At 30.2% G+C, this 21,706-nt stretch carries 18 protein-coding genes; 12 read left to right on the forward strand and 6 right to left on the reverse strand.

The genetic code is table 11. The features are described from left to right. The first annotated feature begins 194 nt into the window (after nucleotides 1-194). Both GXK57_RS15595 and GXK57_RS15600 read left to right on the forward strand, forming a co-directional pair. A complete protein-coding gene (locus GXK57_RS15595) occupies nucleotides 195-1,427 on the forward strand; it encodes an ammonium transporter (RefSeq protein ID WP_160678161.1) in 1,233 nt (410 codons plus the stop codon). Nucleotides 1,428-1,448: 21 nt separating this feature from the next. Next, entirely contained in the window at nucleotides 1,449-1,814 is a 366-nt protein-coding gene (locus tag GXK57_RS15600; protein ID WP_160678163.1) for a P-II family nitrogen regulator, read from the forward strand. 70 nt (nucleotides 1,815-1,884) lie between these two features. Here the strand turns inward: GXK57_RS15600 and GXK57_RS15605 are convergent, their stop codons facing one another. Beyond that, nucleotides 1,885-2,856 carry a polysaccharide deacetylase family protein gene (locus GXK57_RS15605; RefSeq protein WP_160678165.1) on the reverse strand — a complete coding sequence of 324 codons (972 nt, stop codon included), beginning with the start codon at nucleotides 2,854-2,856 and terminating at the stop codon, nucleotides 1,885-1,887. 497 nt (nucleotides 2,857-3,353) lie between these two features. On the opposite strand from GXK57_RS15605, the gene GXK57_RS15610 reads away from it, so the two are divergent. The 4 genes from GXK57_RS15610 to GXK57_RS15625 all read left to right on the forward strand — a co-directional run bounded on the left by GXK57_RS15610 (nucleotide 3,354) and on the right by GXK57_RS15625 (nucleotide 9,664). Next, on the forward strand, nucleotides 3,354-5,987 hold the full coding sequence (locus tag GXK57_RS15610) for an EAL domain-containing protein (protein WP_160678167.1): 2,634 nt from the start codon (nucleotides 3,354-3,356) through the stop codon (nucleotides 5,985-5,987). A 324-nt stretch (nucleotides 5,988-6,311) separates the two neighbouring features. Then, entirely contained in the window at nucleotides 6,312-7,985 is a 1,674-nt protein-coding gene (locus GXK57_RS15615) for a phosphodiesterase (RefSeq protein ID WP_160678169.1), read from the forward strand. A 193-nt stretch (nucleotides 7,986-8,178) separates the two neighbouring features. Then, nucleotides 8,179-8,562, forward strand: coding sequence for a YbgA family protein (locus tag GXK57_RS15620; RefSeq protein WP_160678171.1), 384 nt, complete (start codon nucleotides 8,179-8,181; stop codon nucleotides 8,560-8,562). A 139-nt stretch (nucleotides 8,563-8,701) separates the two neighbouring features. Beyond that, nucleotides 8,702-9,664: a serine hydrolase gene (locus GXK57_RS15625; RefSeq protein WP_160678173.1), complete on the forward strand. Its 963-nt coding sequence runs from the start codon at nucleotides 8,702-8,704 to the stop codon at nucleotides 9,662-9,664. Nucleotides 9,665-9,838: 174 nt separating this feature from the next. Here GXK57_RS15625 and ytaF read toward each other — a convergent pair whose 3' ends face one another. Both ytaF and GXK57_RS15635 read right to left on the reverse strand, forming a co-directional pair. After that, entirely contained in the window at nucleotides 9,839-10,486 is a 648-nt protein-coding gene (gene ytaF / locus GXK57_RS15630; RefSeq protein WP_347709095.1) for a sporulation membrane protein YtaF, read from the reverse strand. A gap of 73 nt (nucleotides 10,487-10,559) precedes the next feature. Further along, a complete protein-coding gene (locus GXK57_RS15635) occupies nucleotides 10,560-11,414 on the reverse strand; it encodes a C1 family peptidase (protein ID WP_160678177.1) in 855 nt (284 codons plus the stop codon). Between the two features lie 440 nt (nucleotides 11,415-11,854). On the opposite strand from GXK57_RS15635, the gene msrA reads away from it, so the two are divergent. Further along, a complete protein-coding gene (msrA, locus tag GXK57_RS15640) occupies nucleotides 11,855-12,328 on the forward strand; it encodes a peptide-methionine (S)-S-oxide reductase MsrA (RefSeq protein ID WP_160678179.1) in 474 nt (157 codons plus the stop codon). Nucleotides 12,329-12,716: 388 nt separating this feature from the next. Next, nucleotides 12,717-13,568 carry a hypothetical protein gene (locus tag GXK57_RS15645; protein ID WP_160678181.1) on the forward strand — a complete coding sequence of 284 codons (852 nt, stop codon included), beginning with the start codon at nucleotides 12,717-12,719 and terminating at the stop codon, nucleotides 13,566-13,568. 201 nt (nucleotides 13,569-13,769) lie between these two features. Here GXK57_RS15645 and GXK57_RS15650 read toward each other — a convergent pair whose 3' ends face one another. Further along, nucleotides 13,770-14,357 (reverse strand): hypothetical protein, encoded by a 588-nt coding sequence (locus GXK57_RS15650; protein WP_160678183.1) that lies wholly within the window; start codon nucleotides 14,355-14,357, stop codon nucleotides 13,770-13,772. Nucleotides 14,358-14,689: 332 nt separating this feature from the next. Between GXK57_RS15650 and GXK57_RS15655 the strand changes: the two genes are divergently transcribed. Then, a complete protein-coding gene (locus GXK57_RS15655) occupies nucleotides 14,690-14,965 on the forward strand; it encodes a DUF3343 domain-containing protein (RefSeq protein WP_160678185.1) in 276 nt (91 codons plus the stop codon). A 20-nt stretch (nucleotides 14,966-14,985) separates the two neighbouring features. Continuing rightward, complete coding sequence (locus GXK57_RS15660) at nucleotides 14,986-16,119, forward strand: aminotransferase class V-fold PLP-dependent enzyme (protein ID WP_160678187.1); 1,134 nt, start codon at nucleotides 14,986-14,988, stop codon at nucleotides 16,117-16,119. A 196-nt stretch (nucleotides 16,120-16,315) separates the two neighbouring features. On the opposite strand, the gene GXK57_RS15665 is transcribed toward GXK57_RS15660, so the two are convergent. Further along, nucleotides 16,316-17,950 carry a hypothetical protein gene (locus GXK57_RS15665; RefSeq protein WP_160678189.1) on the reverse strand — a complete coding sequence of 545 codons (1,635 nt, stop codon included), beginning with the start codon at nucleotides 17,948-17,950 and terminating at the stop codon, nucleotides 16,316-16,318. Nucleotides 17,951-18,134: 184 nt separating this feature from the next. Continuing rightward, on the reverse strand, nucleotides 18,135-19,427 hold the full coding sequence (locus tag GXK57_RS15670; RefSeq protein WP_160678191.1) for a hypothetical protein: 1,293 nt from the start codon (nucleotides 19,425-19,427) through the stop codon (nucleotides 18,135-18,137). Nucleotides 19,428-19,542: 115 nt separating this feature from the next. Between GXK57_RS15670 and GXK57_RS15675 the strand changes: the two genes are divergently transcribed. After that, nucleotides 19,543-19,809 carry a DUF1294 domain-containing protein gene (locus tag GXK57_RS15675; RefSeq protein WP_243156451.1) on the forward strand — a complete coding sequence of 89 codons (267 nt, stop codon included), beginning with the start codon at nucleotides 19,543-19,545 and terminating at the stop codon, nucleotides 19,807-19,809. A gap of 255 nt (nucleotides 19,810-20,064) precedes the next feature. After that, entirely contained in the window at nucleotides 20,065-21,444 is a 1,380-nt protein-coding gene (locus GXK57_RS15680) for a glycosyltransferase family 2 protein (RefSeq protein WP_160678196.1), read from the forward strand. Nucleotides 21,445-21,706 lie beyond the last annotated feature (262 nt).

A 21,706-nucleotide genomic window follows, 5' to 3' on the forward strand; every position in this document is an offset into this window, starting at 1 on the left:
ATTCAATTTATGAAAACGATAGTAAAATCTAATATTCATAAAAAATATGCTGATTTCACCTATAAAGTTAACATAATATTGATAGCATCTTTTTAGCTGTATAAAATTAGTATATAAATATTAATTAATTATTAGAAATGAGTAATTAATTAAATTGTCAATTGAGAAAATAATATTAAAGGGGGAGAATATTTATGAATGGAGTAAACGGAGCGGATACCACCTTTGTTATCTTTGCTACAGCATTAGTTATGCTTATGACTCCTGGTCTAGCATTATTCTATGGAGGAATGGTAAGAAGAAAGAATGTATTGAGTACTACAATGCATAGTTATGCAGCAGTAGTTATAGTATCAGTTCAATGGATACTTATAGGATACACTCTATGTTTTGGTACAGATTTTGGAGGTATTATAGGTAAGTTTAATTTCTTAGGATTAAATGGTGTTACATTTGCACCAAATGCTGATTATGCAGGTACTATACCTCATCAAGCATTTATGCTTTTCCAACTTATGTTCGCTATCATAACTCCAGCACTTATATCTGGAGCTGCAGCTGAAAGAATGAAGTTCTTATCTTTCGCATTATTTATTTTATTATGGACTACATTAGTTTATGATCCAGTAGCTCACTGGGTATGGGGCGTAGGCGGATGGATCAGAAACCTTGGTGCATTGGATTTTGCAGGAGGTAATGTAGTTCATATAAGTTCCGGTGTTTCAGCTTTGGTATTAGCAATATTATTGGGTAAGAGAAAGAGATTAGAAACAATAACTCCTCACAATATACCTATGACAGTTTTAGGAGCAGGAGTACTATGGTTTGGATGGTTTGGATTTAATGCTGGTAGTGCACTAGCTATAAATGATGTTGCTCTAAATGCATTTATAACAACAAATACATCTGCGGCAATGTCAGCAATAGGATGGGGACTATGTGAATACCTACACAGAAAGAAAGTCACTTCACTAGGTGTAGCAAGTGGAGCTGTTGCAGGGCTTGTAGCAATAACACCTGGAGCTGGATTTGTAAGTCCACTTTCAGCAATAGCAATAGGTTTTATAGGTGGAGCAATATGCTTCTATGCGGTTACAGAGCTTAAAAAGAAATTTGGATATGATGATGCTTTAGATGCTTTTGGTTGCCATGGAATCGGAGGAATATGGGGAGGAATTGCAACTGGTATATTTGCTTCAAAAGCTATGAACTCCGCTGGTGCAGATGGTCTAATCCATGGAAATATTAAGCTTTTAGGAGCTCAATTAGTTGCAATATTAGCAACCATTGCATATTCTGTTATAATTACATTTATAATATTAAAGGTAATGAATGCTGTTTCTCCAATAAGAGTGAAATCAGAAGACGAACAAGCAGGTCTTGATGTATCACAACATGGTGAAGAAGCTTACGGTGGAATTATCTAATATAAGAGGGAGGTTATAAGAATGGGCGAGAAACTTAGTAAGATAGACATAATAGTATCACCTAGTAGGTTTGATGAGCTAAAGGATGCTTTGTCTGCTATAGGAATAACAGGTATGACTGTATCCAATGTACTAGGCTGTGGTATGCAAAAGGGGCACAAAGAATATTACAGAGGCTTAGCTGTGGAAATGAATCTACTACCAAAGATAAAGCTTGAGATCGTAGTATGTGATGTTCCAGTAGAATTAGTAGTAGAGACAGCTAAAAAGATACTTCATACAGGAAATATTGGGGATGGAAAGATATTTGTTTATGACGTGCAGAACGTTATAAGAATAAGTACTGGTGAAGAAGGAAGAGATGCGCTTCAGTATACTAAAGAATAAGCTTTGCAGTGTAAATAAAAAAGATCGAGGAGAAGTATTTATGCTCTTCTCGGTCTTTTCTTTTTATAAATTATTGCAAAGTTTTGAATTCATAATTTTTAGAGCGCAGGTATTCGATTATATCAGGTAAAGCATTTGCAGTTTCTTCCTTCCCATAGGTATCATGCATAAGTATAATAACTTTTGGATTATTTCCTACAGAAGTTTTTACCATTTGAAGTAATTCTTTTGAATTCTTCTTTTTTCCTTCCGCATCAAAGTCATATGCGTTCCAATCTACAGAAAATAGATTTTCTTCCTTCAATCTTTTGTTAAGCTCTGGAAGATTAGGATCATGGTAATAACTTCTACTCATGTATCCTCCAGGAAGACGCAAAAGTCTAGTTCTAAAGTTACTACCAAGGATTTCTCTCAAGGTATAGTTTGTTTTATCTACTTCTCCCATAAAATAGTTCACATCTATTCTATTATTAGGGTATAACTTTTTTAAATTATGTGTATAAGTATGATTTCCTATAGAGTTTCCGTCGTTATATATATTATTTACAAGTTCTTTACTCTGAGGGCTTTGATTTATATTTTGTCCTATTAGGAAAAAGGTTGCGTTTATATTATATTTTTTTAAGGTTGAAAGAATTTTAGGAGTAACTGTGGTTGAAGGACCGTCATCAAAAGTTAGATAAGCACTCTTTTTACCGTCATTAGTGAAGGCATTTTCTATTGCAGTAGAATTTTTAATTTTAGTATCTTCAGTAATTACTGTATTTAAATCTGGAATACAATGTGAGCGATTGTATTGAATTATATCTAAAACAGATTTATTTATAGATATAATTTTTGTCTTGTCAATCCAATGGGCCTTGTTGTCTGTAGTGCTTAAGTTAATACTTTTATATGAAGGTGTTTTTATAAAATGAAAGTTAAGCATTATTAAAATAGATAGTACTATTGTAGATATTGATATGAAAATACCTGCTGTAATTAATTTTATCTGTGTAGAAAAATTAGTAGAATGTTTTTTTATGAATTTTAAAAGAAACATATTATATATTACCTCCAGTAATAAAAAGTAATAAATTTGGAGCTATAATATAATATGCAAATGGGGTGGTAATTGAAGTATGTAATAAAATTACAATATTGTAACTTGCATTTCTGCCTCTTATAGAAATCTTTAGACAATATAAATAAAATTTATATTGCTGAATTTAATTGTATAAAAAGCTAACTTTTTATATGAATTAAGTGATATACTCTATTTGTAAATACTTATTTTTAAGAATGAATATTTACTTATTAAAAGTTGGTACCTTTAAAATATATATTTTATGATTGTTAAAGAATTACTAATATTAAGACGAGTGATATAATATAAATGTTTTAGACCGGCTTATAAAAAAGGCATATATTCAAAAAATCCTATTAAAAAGCCGTTTAACAATTGTTATAGCATTGATAAATATATACTTAATAATGTATAATTTTTATAATATAGGAATCTTTAAGTGTTTATATATAACAGAGCCTGGAGGACTAAATATGAAATTTATTTACAACTTAAGATTGAGAGCTAAACTTATAATGGCCTTTGCTATTATGTCGATTTTTATAATAGGGATTGGTGTAGTTTCAGTAAGTAATATAAAGAAGGTAAACAATAACAATAAGTATATATTTGAAAGAAACTCTAGGGTGATTGAAGATGTTTCTAGGTTTAAAAGCAATTTGATCCAGATTAATCTTGATATCTATAAGGTTATGGATGAGCAAAACGCTGATAAGGTAGAGGAGCTTACAAGTGAAATAGATAATTTAAGACGGCAAGATGATTTGTTCCTAGAGGATTATGAAAAGAACATAATAGATAATCAAGATAGAAAAAAGTTCGATTCACTAAAATCTGTGTTAAGTGAGTATAGAGAAAAGAGAGAAAAATTATTACAATACATATATCAATCAAACTATGCTGATGCAAGAAAATCATATAATGATTTGAATGTTGTAAGCGATAAAATAGTAAAAGATACAGACAATTATATAACTTTTAATTTACTTTTGGCCAATAAACTGGTAGAAGATAGTCAGTCGCTTTATAAAGATACCGTATCTGAGACAATAGTAATAGGATTAGTGGGCTTTTTGATATCAGTTTTAGTAGGTTACTTTATAGCCTATAGGCTTTCAGGGAAAATTGAAAAAATACTGAATTTTTCTAATTCCTTAAGTAGTGGTGATTTGGAGCATAAAATCAGTATGAAGTCTAATGATGAAATTGGGGCGTTAGCTATAGCACTAAATAAAGCTGCTGATAAGAGAAAAGAATACGAAGAACAACTTATGAGCAGCTACGAAGAACTTGAGGCTTCCTATGAAGAAGTTACAGCCTTAGAGCAAGAAGTAAGAGAAAAATATAACGATTTGGAAGCTTCCTTCGAGGAAATAACTGCTTTAGAGCAAGAGCTAAGAGAAAAATATACCGAGATATCAATAAATGAAGAAAAACTTAGAAATAACGAGGAATGGTATAAGCTTATAACAGAAGCATCCTATGATGCTTTATGGGATTGGCATATAAAAGAAGATAAAATGTATTTTTCCGATAGATGGTATAAGATCTTAGGCTATACAAGAGAGGAAAGTAAAGATATAGATTGGACAAGTCTTATAGATTCAGAGGATTATGAGCGAATTAAAGAAACTATAAAGCGTAGTTGGGATACGAAGGATACTGTGTTTTCGGTAGAATATAGGATAAAAGATATTAATGGAATATATACTTGGATGCAAACCATAGGCAAAACTTTGTTTGATGCTAATGGGCAGCCGTATAGATTAGCTGGTTCACATAAAAATATAAATGATATAAAAGAATATCAACATAGATTGGAATACATAGCATATCATGACTATCTAACAGATCTACCCAATAGACAATATATGCACAAGGTTGCAAGTGATTATTTTTGTAAAAGTAATTCAATTAATGGAACCAAGGGCGCTGTAATATTTGTTGATATAGATAATTTTAAATACATAAATGATACTTTGGGACATAATTTTGGAGACTTTTTAATCTGTGCCATCTCCGATAGGCTAAATAGGATAAAGAAGCAAGGAGATATCCTTATTAGATTAGGGGGAGATGAATTTGTTATTTTAGTTAATAACATTAATGATAGACAGGAAGCTGAAGCATTTTGTAAAAAGATATTGAGTTCTTTTGATGCCTCTTTTAATATTAATAATAATTTTCTACAAGTTACTTCAAGTATAGGAATATCAATGTTTCCAGAAGACGGTGAGGTTATAGATGAACTTTTAACTAAATCTGATATTGCTATGTTTAAGTCAAAGGGATTAGGTAGAAATAATTATACCTTCTTCCACTCTGGAATGAATGACAAAGTAATACAAAGGATGGAAATAGAGAGATATTTAAGAAGTGCTTTAGACAAAAATGAATTTATACTTTATTATCAGCCACAAGTAGATGCTGAAAGTGGAGCTATTTGTAGTTTTGAAGCTTTGATAAGATGGAATAGCCCAGAGCTTGGATTTGTTCCTCCAGACAGATTTATAACTCTAGCAGAAGAGAATCATAAAATAATAGATATCGGAAACTGGGTGCTTAAGAGTGCCTGTGAATTTATAAAGGAAGTACATACTAACGGCTATAACCAGTGTTATATATCCATAAATGTTTCTGTAATCCAATTGATGCAAAGTGATTTTGTAGATAATGTTATAAAGATAGTTAATGACATTACTATAGACCCAAATTATATAGAGCTAGAAATCACAGAATCTATATTTATTGAAAGTTATGAAAGTATATGTGAAAAACTTAATAAGCTTAGAGAAATAGGAATAAAAATAGCCTTGGATGATTTCGGAAAAGGATATTCATCCTTAAGCTACTTAAAGCAACTTCCTATAAGTACTCTAAAGATTGATAAAACCTTTATAGATGATGTGTTGGAAGATAATAAAATATCTCTAGTTGAAAATATAATTGATATAGGACATAAGATGAATCTGAATGTTGTTGCAGAAGGGGTAGAAACAAAAGAACAGCTGACTTACTTAAATGAGCATAGGTGTGACAGGATACAAGGCTATTACTTTAGCAGACCAGTACCTCATAGAGAAGCAATGAATTTGCTAGCTAAATAATAAAAAATAGAATATAGTCGCCTGCCAGAATTTCTTCACATACGCTTAAGAAAAGGCAGATGCGCAAAAAAAAATCACTAATGAAAATCACATTAGTGATTTTTTATTCTTTAGAGAATTATATTTCGGATAAGGTTGTTGGGAAGAATGTGTAGATAACTTAAATGAAAATATAGGAGAAAGAATAAAAATAAAAAATATGTCGCCTGCCAGAATTTCTTCACATACGTTCAGAAAAGGCAGATGCGCAAAAAAAATCACATTAGTGATTTTTTTATATCCCATTTAGGAAAGAATATAAAAGTGTAGGAGGTGTGACTCTTTTTGAAAAAATTAAGTAGCATTTATAAAATAAGCAGTGGAGATATAGATGAATTTTTAGAAGCGTCCTATAGAATAGATCCAAAGAAACAATCTTTAAAAGTAGCGCTGGCCTATGCTGTTGCTGGAGTAGTATGGATAATAATTTCAGATACATTATTAGATTTTTGGGCAGAACGTGACAGTCTTTATGAGAGTATGCAGACTTATAAAGGGTGGATATTTGTACTGCTGACTACCTTAGTAATATATATATCCATAAGAAACAGTCTAATGCTATTTGATAAGGCTATAGGTGAAATATATGATAACTATGAAGAACTTAATGAATCGCATAAAACCTTAATAAAGTTGGAAAATGAGATAGAAAGACAACTTCAGGAGCTCCATGTGTTAGCTTTTTATGATTCACTTACAAAGCTTCCTAATAAAATACTGTTTGAAAAGCAGGTGACTAATCTAATTGAGAGTATAGATAAAAAGTATTCAAATAAAAGTTTTGCTTTTATTTGCCTTACAATAGATAACCTAAAAGATATAAATGATGTTCTTGGCCATAATTATGGAGACTTGTTTATAAAAAACATAGGGTACATATTAAAGCATATGTCTGATAGTGACATTAGAGCTTGTAGGCTAAAAGAGAATGAATTTGGTATGATTATTAATTCCATTACAAATAATGAGCAGGTGTTATTAAAAATAAAAAAAATATTAAGCAAATTAAATAGAGCTTGGAGAGTTGATAGTCAGGAGTTTTTTATAACTTATAGTTTAGGAGTTTCAATTTACCCTAAAGACGCCAATGATTTTAATGGCTTGTTAAAAAATTCCAATATGGCTCTTTCTCATTCCAAGTCAGTAGAGAAAGATGAGATTACCTTTTATAGTAAGAAAATTCAAGAAAACAATATAGCGAAGATTAATTTGATAAATGATATTATTCATGCTATTGAAAGTAGACAATTTACTTTATATTATCAACCCATAGTTAGATTAGATAATAATAAATTAATAGGCGTGGAGGTTTTAATAAGGTGGATTCATCCTAAAAAAGGGTTTATTTCTCCAATGGAGTTTATACCTATAGCTGAAAGTATAGGTCTTATAAGTGATATTGAGAGTTGGGTGTTCTATGAAGCCATAAGGCAAAAGAGTATCTGGCAAAGTCATGGATATCCACCAATAAAAATGTCAATAAATCTGTCTTCCGAAAGATTAGGAAAGTTAAATATTATAGAGGAACTCAGCAGTTTGGTTGAAAAGTTTCATATAAACAAAGAGGAGGTACAACTGGAGGTAACTGAAACTTCTGTTATAGGAAACTTAAATACTGCCTTTGATCTTTTATCTAGGCTAAAAAATATGGGCTTTAAAATCGCTTTAGATGACTTTGGATCAGGATATTCATCTCTTACATATGTTAGCTCTTTACCTATTGATGTAGTAAAAATCGATAAGGAGTTTATAAAATCAAGTATGATAGAAAGTAAAGATAAGATAATAGTTAAGACAATTATTGAACTCATGCATAACTTAGGAATGGTTGTAGTTGCAGAGGGAATAGAAACTGAAGAACAGAAAGAATTCCTTAAAAGTAATGCATGTGATATGGGGCAAGGCTATTTCTATAGTAAACCAGTACCAGCTAATGACATAGTAAAAAAGTTTTTTTAACCTAATATTGAAAGGAGCATTAAAATGTTTGGTAAGTATGTAGAAGTGATTATGACCGTACTTTCAATACTTATAGTAATAGCAACTGTAATAGTTCTTATAACAGACGAGAAAGAAGCTTAAGGTAATTAATATTAAAGTTTACTTTAAATATTTTAAACATCATATTAAAATATTTAAGTGAGGTGTTTTTATGGAAGAAAAATATGCTAAAGAGGCCCAAAAGCTATGGGCTAAATATAAGTATTGTGTAATGGAAAGATCTTATGGTCAGTATAAAAATATAAGTAAGTATTTTGCAACGGGAGAGGTTAACAAAAACGAATTTGATAAATTAATAAGTGAAGCCCTGGAGATAGAGGTATCAAAAGGCCAGGCAATAAATACTTTACAGCACGTTTGGGGGTATTTTAAGAAAATTTGTGATGAACAAGAAAAGTCAGGTTTCTTTTCTTTATTAGATATGTATGAGAATGATAAATGTTCTTTGATTGTTGTTAAAAATATGCTTTATAAGCTATCTAGAAAATATGAGGTAAGGTACTTGCTGGATAGCTTTTACTTTAATAACGGATAGATTGTTTTAAGTGAATATAATTGTATCTTATAGTGAATTAATTTGAAAAACACATAATTTCACACATCTATCTCACAGTTATCATAAGATTTTAACTTATAATAAAATAAGTAATATTGTGATATGTGAGGTGCTATATTTGAGAAAAAAGTTAATATATTTTAGTACTGTAATTATAATAATTTCAGCAATTATTATAATTTACAATAAAACTGGACAAGCAAAGACAGTTGAAGCAAATAAAACTGTTTCTGCAGTTAAAGTAGATAATAAAGCTGAAAGTACAGCACAGTTAATAGCGGAGCATAAAGAGGTTGATAAGGAAAAGAGAGCTGAGTTATTAGAAGATCAGAAAGAAAAGGAGCAAGATCAAAAAAATATAGAGACTCTTAAGCAACTAGTAGAGGATATCATTGGAGATAATAAAGATAATATAGGAGTAGCATATTTTGACGTAAGTTCGTCTTTAGGCTTTAATATTAATGGAGATAAGACTTTCAAAGCTGCCAGTACAGTAAAGGTTCCAGTAGTAATGGCTACAGCGGAGCTTATAAAAAATAATAAACTTAAACTGGATGATCAGGTTAGTTATACCTCTGATGATTATGAGGATGGTGCTGGGATACTTCAAGGATCAAGTAAATTAGACAATCCTATTAAAATAAGTGAGTTAGTAGATTATTCCTTGATTTACTCAGATAATATTGCTGTAAATATGTTACTTAGGACAATTGGCTCAAATTATAAGTATGATTTTATAGAGCAAACAGTTAGTCATTCAGTTAATAGATCAGCTAATGAAACAACACCATCAGATTCATTAGCAATACTTAAGCGATTATACTATAACTATGATAATGATGAAAATTATAATTTGATTACAAAGGATTTGAAAAATACAATATACCACGATAGAATTGACAAATACATACCGCAGAGTATTGTTGCACACAAGATTGGCGATTATGAAAATTACATAAATGATATAGCAATAGTATACGATGATAAGCCGTATATACTAACTGTGTTTACTAAGGATATAAATGATGTTGGTGATGAAATTATAGCAAAGATATCCAAGGTTATATACGATAACAGATAGATATGTACCGATTCAATCTGAAATTCCTAGAAATATCGATTTTTAGGCGAGTATAAATTAAGTTTTCGTAATGGAACCCTATAGTATAAGCTCTATCCAAAGGCTAAGTCTTTAGATAGAGCTTATAAAATATAAGATAATATTGTATTGTTTTATATGATGAACCTCAGTGTATTAGTTAAAAATAAATTCAAATAAGCTTAGTACTATTAATATTAAAGCAGATATTAATGGGGCTGTGTTACCAAGCCTTTTGGCTAAAAACTTGCTCCCTAAAATCATGCCGATAGGAATAACTATTATACTAAAAATAAAAGTAACAATAGTTGTATATGCAATATTTAGACCAGCAATACTTCCGGCAATTCCTAAACCTACATTATTGATTGCCAATGCTATTGATAATGAAAAGGATTCCTTTAAATCTATTGTTCCTGAATTGTCAAAGTCTGCTACTTCAGGATTATCTAACAGATTCATGCAACTTTTTTTATGGCTCTTATTTAAGTTTATGTCTAAAGCTCTCTCTTTTTTCTCCTTGTAATAATCGTATAAAAACCATAACCCAATCAACAATAAAATAGAACTTCCAATAATATTAGCTGTTTTGGGAATAAGCAGCTTTGCCAGTAATAAACCAAGAGACATAGATATAAATGTACCTAAGGAAGATACTATACTTATAACCAAGTTACTAAATAAGCTTATTTTTATATTTTTCACCCCGTATGCCAAGGCTACAGTAAAGTTATCAATACTACTTGTAAGAACAAATAGCATTATAGCGAGCAAACTCATCATATCCCTCCTTTGTGACTTAATTTCAGTATATTTAGACTAGGAAGGATATGTTACATAAATTGGAATGGTGCTGAGTTAAATAATTTAATTCAAACTAAACTTTTAAGCACCAATCTTCATTTAAGATGAACCAAAAATCTCTTGCCAATTTTCTAATAATGTATTCATATGGCAAATAACCATAGCCATCTTCCCCCCAAGAACTTCCCCAAGAGTTTTTTATTATTAATGCACCTGAAGTTGGGGTGTTGGAAGCTTTATTTATAGAGCAATACATATCATCATATCCTACAGCCATAACTGTTTGCCCACCTAAGAGATGGTTCTCTACTGAAGGTATAGTGATTTCGCCAGAGTCCTCTGAATACTCAATGCAATCATAAACTGAAAAGCCAAATATACAAGGAAGTCCCAAGTTTAAATAGTATTTTACTCTATTAAGAAGTTCTTCTTGAGATTTGTTATTTTTATCTAGCTTGAAAAATTTTAAGTTTTCATAGTTTTTTTTAAAGCCATAACAAAAGGCACTGGGTTCCTCGTCTATATTTTTAGGATCACTAGGGTAATATCTTTCTGGTGGCATTCCAAATAAAATTAATGAGTTTAATGCGGATCTAATAGAAACACCAGTATCTCCATTTAAATCAGATAATTTTCTGGAATTTTTATAGATAAATAAAGAAGCTCCATCAGTATTCCTACTAAAGATTTTGTAGTCAAAATATTCAACTAAACTAGCTAGTGCTTCTGCAGTACAAGAATTATATAATCCTTGGTCTCGTACTGGTGAGCACCAATGTCTTAAATCAACTAAATTAGGAGGTGATGTTTTTGTTTTTCCTTCAGATATATTAATATTATCTACAATAGATTTTATAAAAGGCGTTTCTTCTGTAAAGTCTCTTAGGTCATTAAAGTCAGGAATCCAACCTAATTTATGCTGCAGCATTATAATACCTCCTCTTTAAACAAGTGGGTTGTGTGTAGGTGTACTATTTTTAGAATTTTATATTTAAACTTAAGCATAATAGTATGTGATAGCTTATAGAATAAATTTTCACTAGAATATTACACCTTGAGTAGTTCTCTTATATACATATATGCAAGTAAATAGTAAATTGAAATAGAAATAGGTCAAAAAAACTCAAATAAAGATAAATATGTTGAATTATTATTTTCTTTTGCTAAAATATAGTTATAAGTAGTTGATAATGATTATATTTTAATAAAAATAGTTGATGAGGAAAATTCTAAGAAGTTGGTCTCAAATAGTAGCAGGATATTAATACTATTTGGATACTTAGTAAGTGGTAAGAAATTAAGTTTTTTACATTAAATAGGAAATAACAATATAATATAGATAAAATTAAATGATAGAGGTGAAATGTAATGAGAGAGATAGTATTTGCAGGTGGTTGTTTTTGGGGCGTAGAAGAGTTTATGTCTAGAATAAAAGGAGTTAAGGAAACAAAAGTCGGTTATGCAAACGGTGAAAAGATCTCACCATCTTATGAAGAAGTTTGTACAGGAACTACTGGTCATGCTGAAGCTTGCTATGTAAAGTATGATGAGAGTTTAGTGACTTTAGATCAAATATTAGAGGAATTTTGGAGTATAGTAGAACCAACAGTTCTTAATAGACAAGGGAATGATATTGGTCATCAATATAGAACTGGTATTTATTATATTAATGATGAAGACAAAGAAGTAATTTTAAAGAGTAGAGATAACAATCAGAAGAATTATGATAAACCAATAGTTACTGAAATAGAACCATTAAAGTGCTTTTATGACGCAGAGGAATATCATCAAAAATACTTGAAGAAAAATCCTGGTGGTTACTGTCACATTAAATTGGATTAGAAAAATATAATAAAGGGCACATCTATTTGAGGAAAAGCAATATACTTTAAAACTTATTATAAAGAGTTTTTAAAGTATATTGCTTTTTTATACGCATTTTTTATTTTTAAAAAATTAATGCTAATTTGTTAAAAATATATAGCAGATAATGGAATAAGTGAATAGTATATACCAAGTGTTATTAAGGTCTAATATGCAATTGATTCAGTAAATAGGTACTGGTTCTAACAAGCATTTTATGGAGGCGGGAGATATAGCTATATTTAGACTCTATTTTTAAATAAGCAGTAATTTATTTATATAATATTAGGTAATAAGAACACTTTTATGCTAGCAACATAATATATTATTGAAGTATCTAACGTAAAATGGAATAGGAGGATATATTATGCAAGAAAATTTTGAGGTAAAAGGAATGGCTCCATGCCCTTCACCAATTAGTGATGAATGTATAATTGCTAGAAAAGTATATGGAAAATGCAGGCAGCAAGATTGCTTAAGACCATTTGATAGCTCAGTAGTAACCCCCCCTCTAGGCGCAATTGAAATATCATCTTCTAGATTAGGAGAGGCTTCAGCTATCAGTGGAGCTGCTTTGGTTGGAACTATAACACCGGGTGAAATAATTGCATTTAATACTACAGTAACATCATTAAGGATTGTTCCAAATTCATTTAGAGTATCTGATATTAGAGTTTCTGTTTCCCCAAGTGCATTTGGCCAAGATGGATTCTATGATGTAACAATAGTATACACTTTCTCATATGGAATAAACTTATTAGATGCTACTGGCAATCCAATATCAGTAGCACTAGCTGGGGATCCTGCAGGACCAATATTTAATATCTGTGCTTATACAACTTATACTAAAGTTTTGTCACTATTTGGTGGTGAAGCTAGCGAACAAACAATTACTTCTGCTGACACTATATTTGGACCATCGTCAACATATGTAAATGTTGGCAATACACCATTTGCTTTCGTTCAAGCTATAGGAAATCCATTGCAACAGCCAATAATAGGAGTTTATGAAAGTATTCCAGGAACAGCTGAATATCATGCAGACATTGTTATAGGACTATTCACAATAATTAAGCTTTATAGAATAGTTAATATGACAGTAAGTTCAGCTGGTGACTGCGATATACCTGAATGTGAACCAATCACTGGAGATCCATGTGAGTTCTTTAATAGCTTACCATTCCCATTTGAAGATTTTGACCCACCTACAACTTTATAGAGGTATAAGTGCCAATACTCGTTATTGAGTATACTGGCACTTTTTCTTTATTAATTATGTAGATACAGATATTTGAGTTGCTAAATTTAATAAGGGATATTGCCGGATTATATGAATAGTCTGGCAATGCCCCTTATTTATATTTAATATATTAATAATTATGAAGAAATAATATAAGACTGCCAATGGCAGTCCTATTTATTATGGAGTAGTTACAATTGGAGTAGTTATAGTTGTAGTTGTTGTAGTTGTTGTTCCAAGTACTGGGCCAGGTACTTCTTCTGCTATTATATTAAAGAATTCACCTGGAGTAGTTATTGTACTATTTACAGTTAGAGTAGCTGCTGTTATTGTTATTCCTGTAGTTATTGCAGTAACTCTAAAGAAATATGAAGAAGTATCTGCGCAAAGTGGAACTGCTGGAGCGTCCACAAATTGGAATGGTAATATATCAAATATTGGAGCAGCTAAAGCGGCCAAAGCTGTTGCTGGCAACAAAGTTTGTCTTATAGTATATATTGGAGTTGTTGCAGTAGCACTTCTATAAACTGATAAAACTACATCAAGAGTTCCAGTTATTGCAGCAGCAGCAGCTAAAGCTGAAAGTACTACAGGGATTGTGCCCTCTATAAATACTCTTCCGCTTCTGTTAGATAAAGGTAGAATAATGCTTCCTATTGGAGTTTCTGTACCAGTACCAGGAAGTAGTGGAACTGGAACTGGTATAGGTGTTGTACCTGTAAGTGAAGCAAAGCTAGATGTTGTTTGAATTGATAAAGGTGTAGCCATAGATTAAAAACCTCCCTTTCATGTAAATCTCTATTACATATTATGTTGATTGTCGGATTTTGGTTACTAATGGAATGGCCTTAGGACGTGTAAAGATTTGTATTAAAGTGAATTTGAATATTTAACTTGACTTTTTGTTGAATTTTAGAGGATGGTTATTTAAGGATTATAATTATTATTATGATGAAACCAAGAAATAAGTTCTTAAATACTGAAAAGTTCTATATGTGCTATTTAATACTTCAATATTGTAATTTAATTTTACTAAGTGGTGTAATTTTTTCATATTAAAGAATATATTATACTAAATTGTTTAATAGCAGGTGAGTTGTATGAAAGATTTAAATGTATGCATAATAGCTTTTCCTTCAACCAGTGAAAGCGTTAATCTTTATAAGGTATTAAAAAATAAAAGATACAATGTTGTTATGATACAAACACCTTGTACAATTTCAGCAGGATGTGCAAGATCCATAGAGATTAAAGAAAAAGACTTAGAGAATATAATCAATGAAATAAAGACTAACAATATTCAAATTAGAGGAATATTTAAAAAAGCTTTAAGTGAGAGTACAAAAAGGTATTACTATGAGGAATTAAATATTTAAATAAGTTTTTGGAGGTCACAATGGTTTATTTGGATAATGCTGCAACTTCTTTTCCCAAACCTGAAGTTGTATATAACTCTATGCTAGATTGCATGAAGAGATACTGTGCTAATCCTGGGAGAGGATCACATAAAATGTCACTAGAGTGTGAAATGAAAATATTAGATACCAGAGATAAAATAAGCAGATTTTTTAATATAGATAATATGATGAACGTAATCTTTACTAATAACACAACAGAGGGACTGAATATTGCTATAAAAGGCTTGCTAGGTAATGGAGATCACGTAATTACAAGTTATATAGAGCATAATTCTGTTTATAGGCCTCTAAAGAGCTTGAAAAATAAAGGATTAGAAATATCAATGATCCCTGTGGATAGTAATGGATATATTCTAGAAGAGGATTTGAAAAAAAGCCTAAAGAATAATACTAAAGCAGTAATAATAAACCATGGATCTAATGTACTAGGGACTGTTCAGAATATAGAGGCTATAGGCAAGTTTGCTAAAGCAAATAACTTGGTTTTTATAGTAGATGGAGCACAAACTGCAGGTATAGTTGATATTGACGTAAAGCGCATGAATATAGATATTATGGCGTTTCCAGGACATAAATCTCTATATGGTCCTCAAGGAATAGGGGGAGTGTATATATCAAGTAAAGTTAGTATTACATCCTTTAAAGAAGGCGGTACTGGCAGCAATTCTAATATTATGGATCAACCGGACTTCTTGCCAGATAAGTTTGAAAGTGGTACATTAAACACTCCTGGTATAGTTGGACTTGGAGAGGGAGTAGATTTTATTAATAGAATAGGCATGAACAATATAAGAAAACATGATCAAGAACTGGCAGCGTATCTTACTGAAGAACTTAAAAAATTATCTTTTGTAAGGTTATATGGGGAAGAGAATTGTTATAAGAAGTGTCCAGTGGTATCTTTTAATATAGATGGCTTTGATAGTTCAGAGATAGGAGAAGCATTGAATTATAAAGACATATATCTAAGAACAGGATATCACTGTGCACCAAAGATACACTCCATAATTGGTACTACAAACTTAGGGACAGTTAGAGCAAGCTTTGGCTATTTTAATAAATTAGAAGATGTAGAAAGCCTTATAGAGGCTATAAAAGATATATATGAATAGATGAACTCGATATTCAGTCTTAAATAGAGGCTCTGTTAAAGAACTTTGTTTAAATTAAACATCGTGTAAATATAAGATTAAAACAAATATGTACCACTTCGAGTATAAATCTATTTTCAAAACTTCCCTGAGATTAGAGAGGGGGAGCTGAAAATAGATATTTTTTTCGAAGTGGTACCTTTATAAAAGGATAGCTTTACTCCTCGTCATTAAAAATTCTCTTAATGAAAGAGGATTTTTTTTGCTTAGAGGTTAGTTCTTCTATAGAAACATTTAGGGCATTTATCTGATTGATTAGTTCTGCATTCTTTTGAGTAATCTGAGTGATATTTTTATCTTTAAGGGAAAGCTGATTCTTAAGAGTTTCAATGGTTCTGTTTAACTCCTCTACATGAGAGGTATCCTTTTCTTTTGACATTGAGGCTTGAGCTATACTAGATGCTGATTTATAGCTGCCTATTTGGTTTTCTAAGTCGAAAATTACTTTGTTTAGTTCTTCAATCTTATTCTTGTAGGTAGAAACGATATTATACTTTTCGGTTAAGTTCTTTTCTAATTCGGTTATTTTATTCTCTTTGCTTAAAATATTTGCGTATAGGGAAGATAGTGTAGATTTAAGTTTTAAGTTTTCCTCATCGTTAATTGTTGTTGTTTTTGATAAATTTTTTAGCTTATCTTCATTAACAACAGACTTATATCTTAGATCCTTTATAGTAGCTTCTAAACTATTTATTAGCTGTTGTTTATCAAAAAGTTGCTTTTCATATTCTATCAACTTATTGGCTGTTTCTTTCAAGGAGTCGGAGGAATTGGAAAAGTCTTTTACTTCCATACCCTCATGATCTCCTAAAGCAAGGCTATAGTAGTAGGAGCTATCTGTGATTAAACTACCTTCATCATCTTTAGAGAAAAATATAGTATTAAGTATTATAGGATTGTTGCTTTGATAATGAACTTTAAAAGTAACAGAGTTAGGATTCATATCAATATCTTTAGAACCACAAATACCTTTTAATAGATCTACTGTTTTAGTTGATAAGCTAGTTTCACTTACATAAGTGAAGAAGAACTTACCATGAAAGAAAGCTACAGAGCAAGCTAACAATTTTGAGTTTACATTTATGGTGCTTCTTACTATATTAGTAGCAGTGCCATAGCCATATTTCAGTTGTCCTCTTCTCTGGCTATTAACTTTATAAGAATAAGCTAGGACCCCTCCTTCACCTACTATAAAGGAATAATCTTCTATAGGAAGATAGGAGCTATCCAATATGGTGAAGTTTCCCCAGAGGTTTTTTGTGGCATCATACTGCCTAAAGCCTAAACAGCTATTTTTCATTTTTTTATTATAGCATATATAGATATTATTACCCTGAGATGTGGCTATAAACGAGTAGGGAAGTGAATTATCAATTAAGTCTAGCATTAGTGGCGCTGTAAGTTTTAAATCTGATTTTATAGTTCTGTGATATAGAAAAGTTGAGTTGTCTGAAGTTTTTGAGTATATGACATTAAGACAGTTGTTTAAGGATATTATCTCTATGTAATCATTAGAAATATAATTGGTTGTTATTATAGAACTTGTTAAAGTATCTTTTGTAAGGCAATACATTAGTATGCTATTATCCATAGATTGGACGAATATATATATTGTGTTGTCTTTTGTAAGTATGACACTAAGTAGGAATCTACACTGGTCTACTATGACTTTTTCTTCCTTAAAAGAGTTATTATTAAATATCCTGAGGCACACTTGCAATTCATTTTGATAAAGATACCAAATAGAATCTTCTATATCTAGAGCGTATTCTTTATATTTATTTGCTAGCATTACAATAACATCCTCCATAAAATTAGTTAAACCTGCTTAATAAAATTAGAGAACTTTAACAATACTCTTAAAACATAGCCTGAAAGTAAACACATAAAGATAAATGTAAAAAAAGATCATAGAAGCTTTAATTTAATGATATAAGCAGTTATAGTATAGAATATGCTTTTATAAGCCATCTATATTACTTGATGTCTTCATTATTCTTATTATTTAGTTTCTGCAAATCTTCTATTATAGAATCCTTCTCTAGGGTTATATTAAGAAGCTTTGATATTAACCCTTCGTAGTACCGTACAGTTCTATTATTAAAATTCATAAGGGAAGTAATTTTTCGTTCAAATTTCTTATTGTTTTCTGAAAGCGTAGCTTTAAGGTTGTCTATTTCAAAATTTTTTTCATATAGTAATTTAATATACTTTAATGAAAGTGTGTTTATGGTGGATAACAAATAGCTTATCAGTCTATCATTCTTTTTCATACCTTTTATAAATTCTGATTCTTTAACGGGTGCTCCCTTAACTTTTTGGAGTTCATATATTGCAGCTTTAGTTGAAAGTCTTTTAGATAAGAAGCAAGTAAAAACCTCCATAGAATTGTTATTTACTATTATTACCCCTGGGATATTATGCTTTATATCGAAGCTAAAAGTAGTTGGCCAATTTCTTAAATCTTCGGAATTAGTGATATAAACTCTCTCTTTTGTGCTCCAACATATATAAAACTTATTTTTATAAAAAGAAATTAAGGGTTTCTGAACAGTTTCTTTGAGCTTTATTAATGACTCTTCTGAAAAAAGAAACTTGTCCCTAATTATATTTATAGACTTGTGAAAAAGAAAAATATCTCTTTCAACTATCTTATTATAAAACAACTCAATTTGATCCTCAGAAGTAAGGACATTTAAAGAAAAAGCACCTGGAAGGCTAAAGTATCTTATTACAGAAAAAAAGATTTCATCAATTATTCTCAGAGAGTATAGACTGTCCTTATTGTTTTCACAAATTAGCATAATTACTTTATTATCTAAAATTGCAGTATAGAATTGACGAACATACTTATAACAATTAATTTTGCAAAGTTCATATATTTGACAACTGTTTGACACAATTCCATGGTAAATATATGTTATAGTATCATTTAAATTAGCTTTGCTATAGAAAACGTGGATCAGGTTGTCCAATATTTCCATGGACAAGCAATTTATGTTTTCAAAGGAAAAGTTATTTGATTCGATCCAAGTAATATCAAATTCATTTATTTGTGATAGATTAATTTTTATTAACCCTAGTTTTGAAGCAAAGGTATAGAATAGTATGAAGATAGAAGTAGTGTTATATTTTACTTCAAATGATTTCACGTTTTGGTGAAGAATTTTATGAAAGTTGGAGTTGAATAGCTCTAGTTCTGAGTTATTAGAGGTTATGTAGAATATTTCTTTATTACTATTAATAACATAAAGTTTTTTACTATTCATAAAATCACCACCTACTACTATTTAGTACAAGACTTAAACTTGTCCCAATATCAAATTATGATTAAATTATAAGATTTAGCACTGAATGCTTATTAATTATGATAGGAGAATAAATATGGTACTAGGCTACTTTGTTATTATAAATATAATTGGATTCTTTATAATGTACATCGATAAAAGAAAAGCTATAAAAAGAAAATGGAGAATTTCTGAAAAAAACTTGTTTTTAATTGGAATAATAGGTGGAAGTTTAGGCGAAATCATCGGAATGAATTTATTTAGACATAAGACTAAACGTTGGTATTTCAAATATGGACTACCATTTTTATTTTGTCTACAAATAATATTATTGATTTTTGGGGAAAATATTTTAAGAAAATAAGAATTTGACATTTAAAATAAAAAAAAAGATAAAAATATCAACAAATAAACGATTACATTTTTTATATATAAATAAACAGTGTTATTAAAATAGGAAAATATAAAAACCTACATATCAGTAGACTTGATTTTTTTTAGGTATTGAAATATAGTATATAAGGATTTTCAACTGTATTAAACTAAGAATTTTCATGTTTATTGTTGTAAAATATAAATTCTAGTATATTGGTACTAATAAAAAACGGGAGTGAATTACATGGGGAATTTATTTGTTTATTATGTAACCAGAGTATTTCAGAGCTTAGTCTATACACTTACTTTGTATTATTTAATATTGAGCTTGTTTGGACTTTATAGAAGAAAAGAGAACAAAAACTATGTTCCAAGTAAAAAGTTTGCTATGATAGTTGCGGCTCATAATGAAGAAGTGGTTATCGCAAATCTAATAGAAAGTCTGCAGCATCAGGATTATCCGAAGGAATTATATGATATTTTTGTAATTGCAGACAATTGTACCGATAAAACAGCAGAGATTTCAGCAAAACATGGTGCTAAAGTTTTCGAAAGAAACAATAAGGAAAAAAGAGGTAAAGGTTACGCCTTAGAGTGGATGTTCGATAAGATATTCAAAATGGACAAGAAGTATGATGCAGTTGCCATATTTGATGCAGATAATTTAGTTTCACCTAATTTTATAAAAGAAATGAACTCAAAAATGTGTGATGGATATAAAGTTGTACAAGGATATTTGGATAGTAAGAATCCAGGAGATTCTTGGATAACTCAAAGCTATTCAGTATCATTTTGGTCTTCAAATAGAGCATTCCAGTTGGCAAGAGCAAACTTAGGGTTGTCAAACCAAATAGGAGGTACTGGATTTGCTGTGGATGTAGAAGTCCTTAAAACCTTAGGGTGGGGAGCTACTTGCCTTACGGAGGATTTAGAATTTACCTGTAAGCTCGTTTTAAACGGTGAAAAGGTAGGATGGGCACATGATGCAGTTGTTTTTGATGAAAAGCCTCTTTCTTTAAAAGACTCTTGGAATCAGAGAAAAAGATGGATGCAAGGTTTTTCAGATGTAGCGTCAAGATTTTTTGTTAAGCTTATTAAGAAAGCTGTTAAGGATAAAAATTTCGTAGCATTTGACTGTGCGTTATATGTTGCTCAACCATTTATGACATTACTTTTAGCTATATCACTTTGTATTACAACGATACAAGGATTCCAAAATGCATCTGAAAGTTTTCACTTTGGATTTATACAAGTATTCGGTATGTTCCAGTTCTTATTAACTCCGTTTTTACTAATACAAGATAAGAAGTTTACTAAGAAATTTTTTGCTATACTTGTTTTATATTCTACTAATGTAATTATAATGCCGTTAGTAATAAAGGCTTTTGGTGAAAAGCAGTATTTTATTATTGCTGGTATGTATCTTTTGTTTAATGTAGCATGCATACTTCTTACATTGGTTACTATGGGAAAAGATTCGGCATGGGCTTTCTTTAGATATTTGTTGTATGGAATATATACTTTAACCTGGGTACCTATAACTGTACAAGGAATATTGAATAGAAATAATAAAGAGTGGTCACATACAAAGCATGTTAGACAAATTGGAATATATGATGTATAAGAAAGTGTAGCAATAAAATACCCAATGCAATGGCATTGGGTATTTTACTCTTTATTGATAAAAATTTAGACTTTAGATTAAGTCTTGGATATGTTAATTCACTGTGTTGAAATTAAGTGGTAAATCATCCGATGCTTAAATTATACTGGAAGCAAGATAATAATATATAAGTGATTGCAAAAATATTACAATTATCTTGATTATAATAATAATATTAATTACAATTACAGAATGTAGTATATAATTTTGTACTCTTTTAGAA

The organism is Clostridium sp. C8-1-8, assembly GCF_009928445.1.
In the GTDB taxonomy this organism is placed as follows: Bacteria; Bacillota; Clostridia; order Clostridiales; family Clostridiaceae; genus Clostridium_AR.

What these genes read in the sequence shown, in the direction of transcription:
- GXK57_RS15595 (WP_160678161.1), top strand. Translation starts at nt 195, where the DNA reads ATGAATGGAGTAAACGGAGCGGATACCACCTTTGTTATCTTTGCTACA.
- GXK57_RS15600 (WP_160678163.1), top strand. Translation starts at nt 1,449, where the DNA reads ATGGGCGAGAAACTTAGTAAGATAGACATAATAGTATCACCTAGTAGG.
- GXK57_RS15605 (WP_160678165.1), bottom strand. Translation starts at nt 2,856, where the DNA reads ATGTTTCTTTTAAAATTCATAAAAAAACATTCTACTAATTTTTCTACA.
- GXK57_RS15610 (WP_160678167.1), top strand. Translation starts at nt 3,354, where the DNA reads ATGAAATTTATTTACAACTTAAGATTGAGAGCTAAACTTATAATGGCC.
- GXK57_RS15620 (WP_160678171.1), top strand. Translation starts at nt 8,179, where the DNA reads ATGGAAGAAAAATATGCTAAAGAGGCCCAAAAGCTATGGGCTAAATAT.
- GXK57_RS15635 (WP_160678177.1), bottom strand. Translation starts at nt 11,414, where the DNA reads ATGCTGCAGCATAAATTAGGTTGGATTCCTGACTTTAATGACCTAAGA.
- msrA (WP_160678179.1), top strand. Translation starts at nt 11,855, where the DNA reads ATGAGAGAGATAGTATTTGCAGGTGGTTGTTTTTGGGGCGTAGAAGAG.
- GXK57_RS15645 (WP_160678181.1), top strand. Translation starts at nt 12,717, where the DNA reads ATGCAAGAAAATTTTGAGGTAAAAGGAATGGCTCCATGCCCTTCACCA.
- GXK57_RS15650 (WP_160678183.1), bottom strand. Translation starts at nt 14,357, where the DNA reads ATGGCTACACCTTTATCAATTCAAACAACATCTAGCTTTGCTTCACTT.
- GXK57_RS15655 (WP_160678185.1), top strand. Translation starts at nt 14,690, where the DNA reads ATGAAAGATTTAAATGTATGCATAATAGCTTTTCCTTCAACCAGTGAA.
- GXK57_RS15660 (WP_160678187.1), top strand. Translation starts at nt 14,986, where the DNA reads ATGGTTTATTTGGATAATGCTGCAACTTCTTTTCCCAAACCTGAAGTT.
- GXK57_RS15665 (WP_160678189.1), bottom strand. Translation starts at nt 17,950, where the DNA reads ATGCTAGCAAATAAATATAAAGAATACGCTCTAGATATAGAAGATTCT.
- GXK57_RS15670 (WP_160678191.1), bottom strand. Translation starts at nt 19,427, where the DNA reads ATGAATAGTAAAAAACTTTATGTTATTAATAGTAATAAAGAAATATTC.
- GXK57_RS15675 (WP_243156451.1), top strand. Translation starts at nt 19,543, where the DNA reads ATGGTACTAGGCTACTTTGTTATTATAAATATAATTGGATTCTTTATA.
- GXK57_RS15680 (WP_160678196.1), top strand. Translation starts at nt 20,065, where the DNA reads ATGGGGAATTTATTTGTTTATTATGTAACCAGAGTATTTCAGAGCTTA.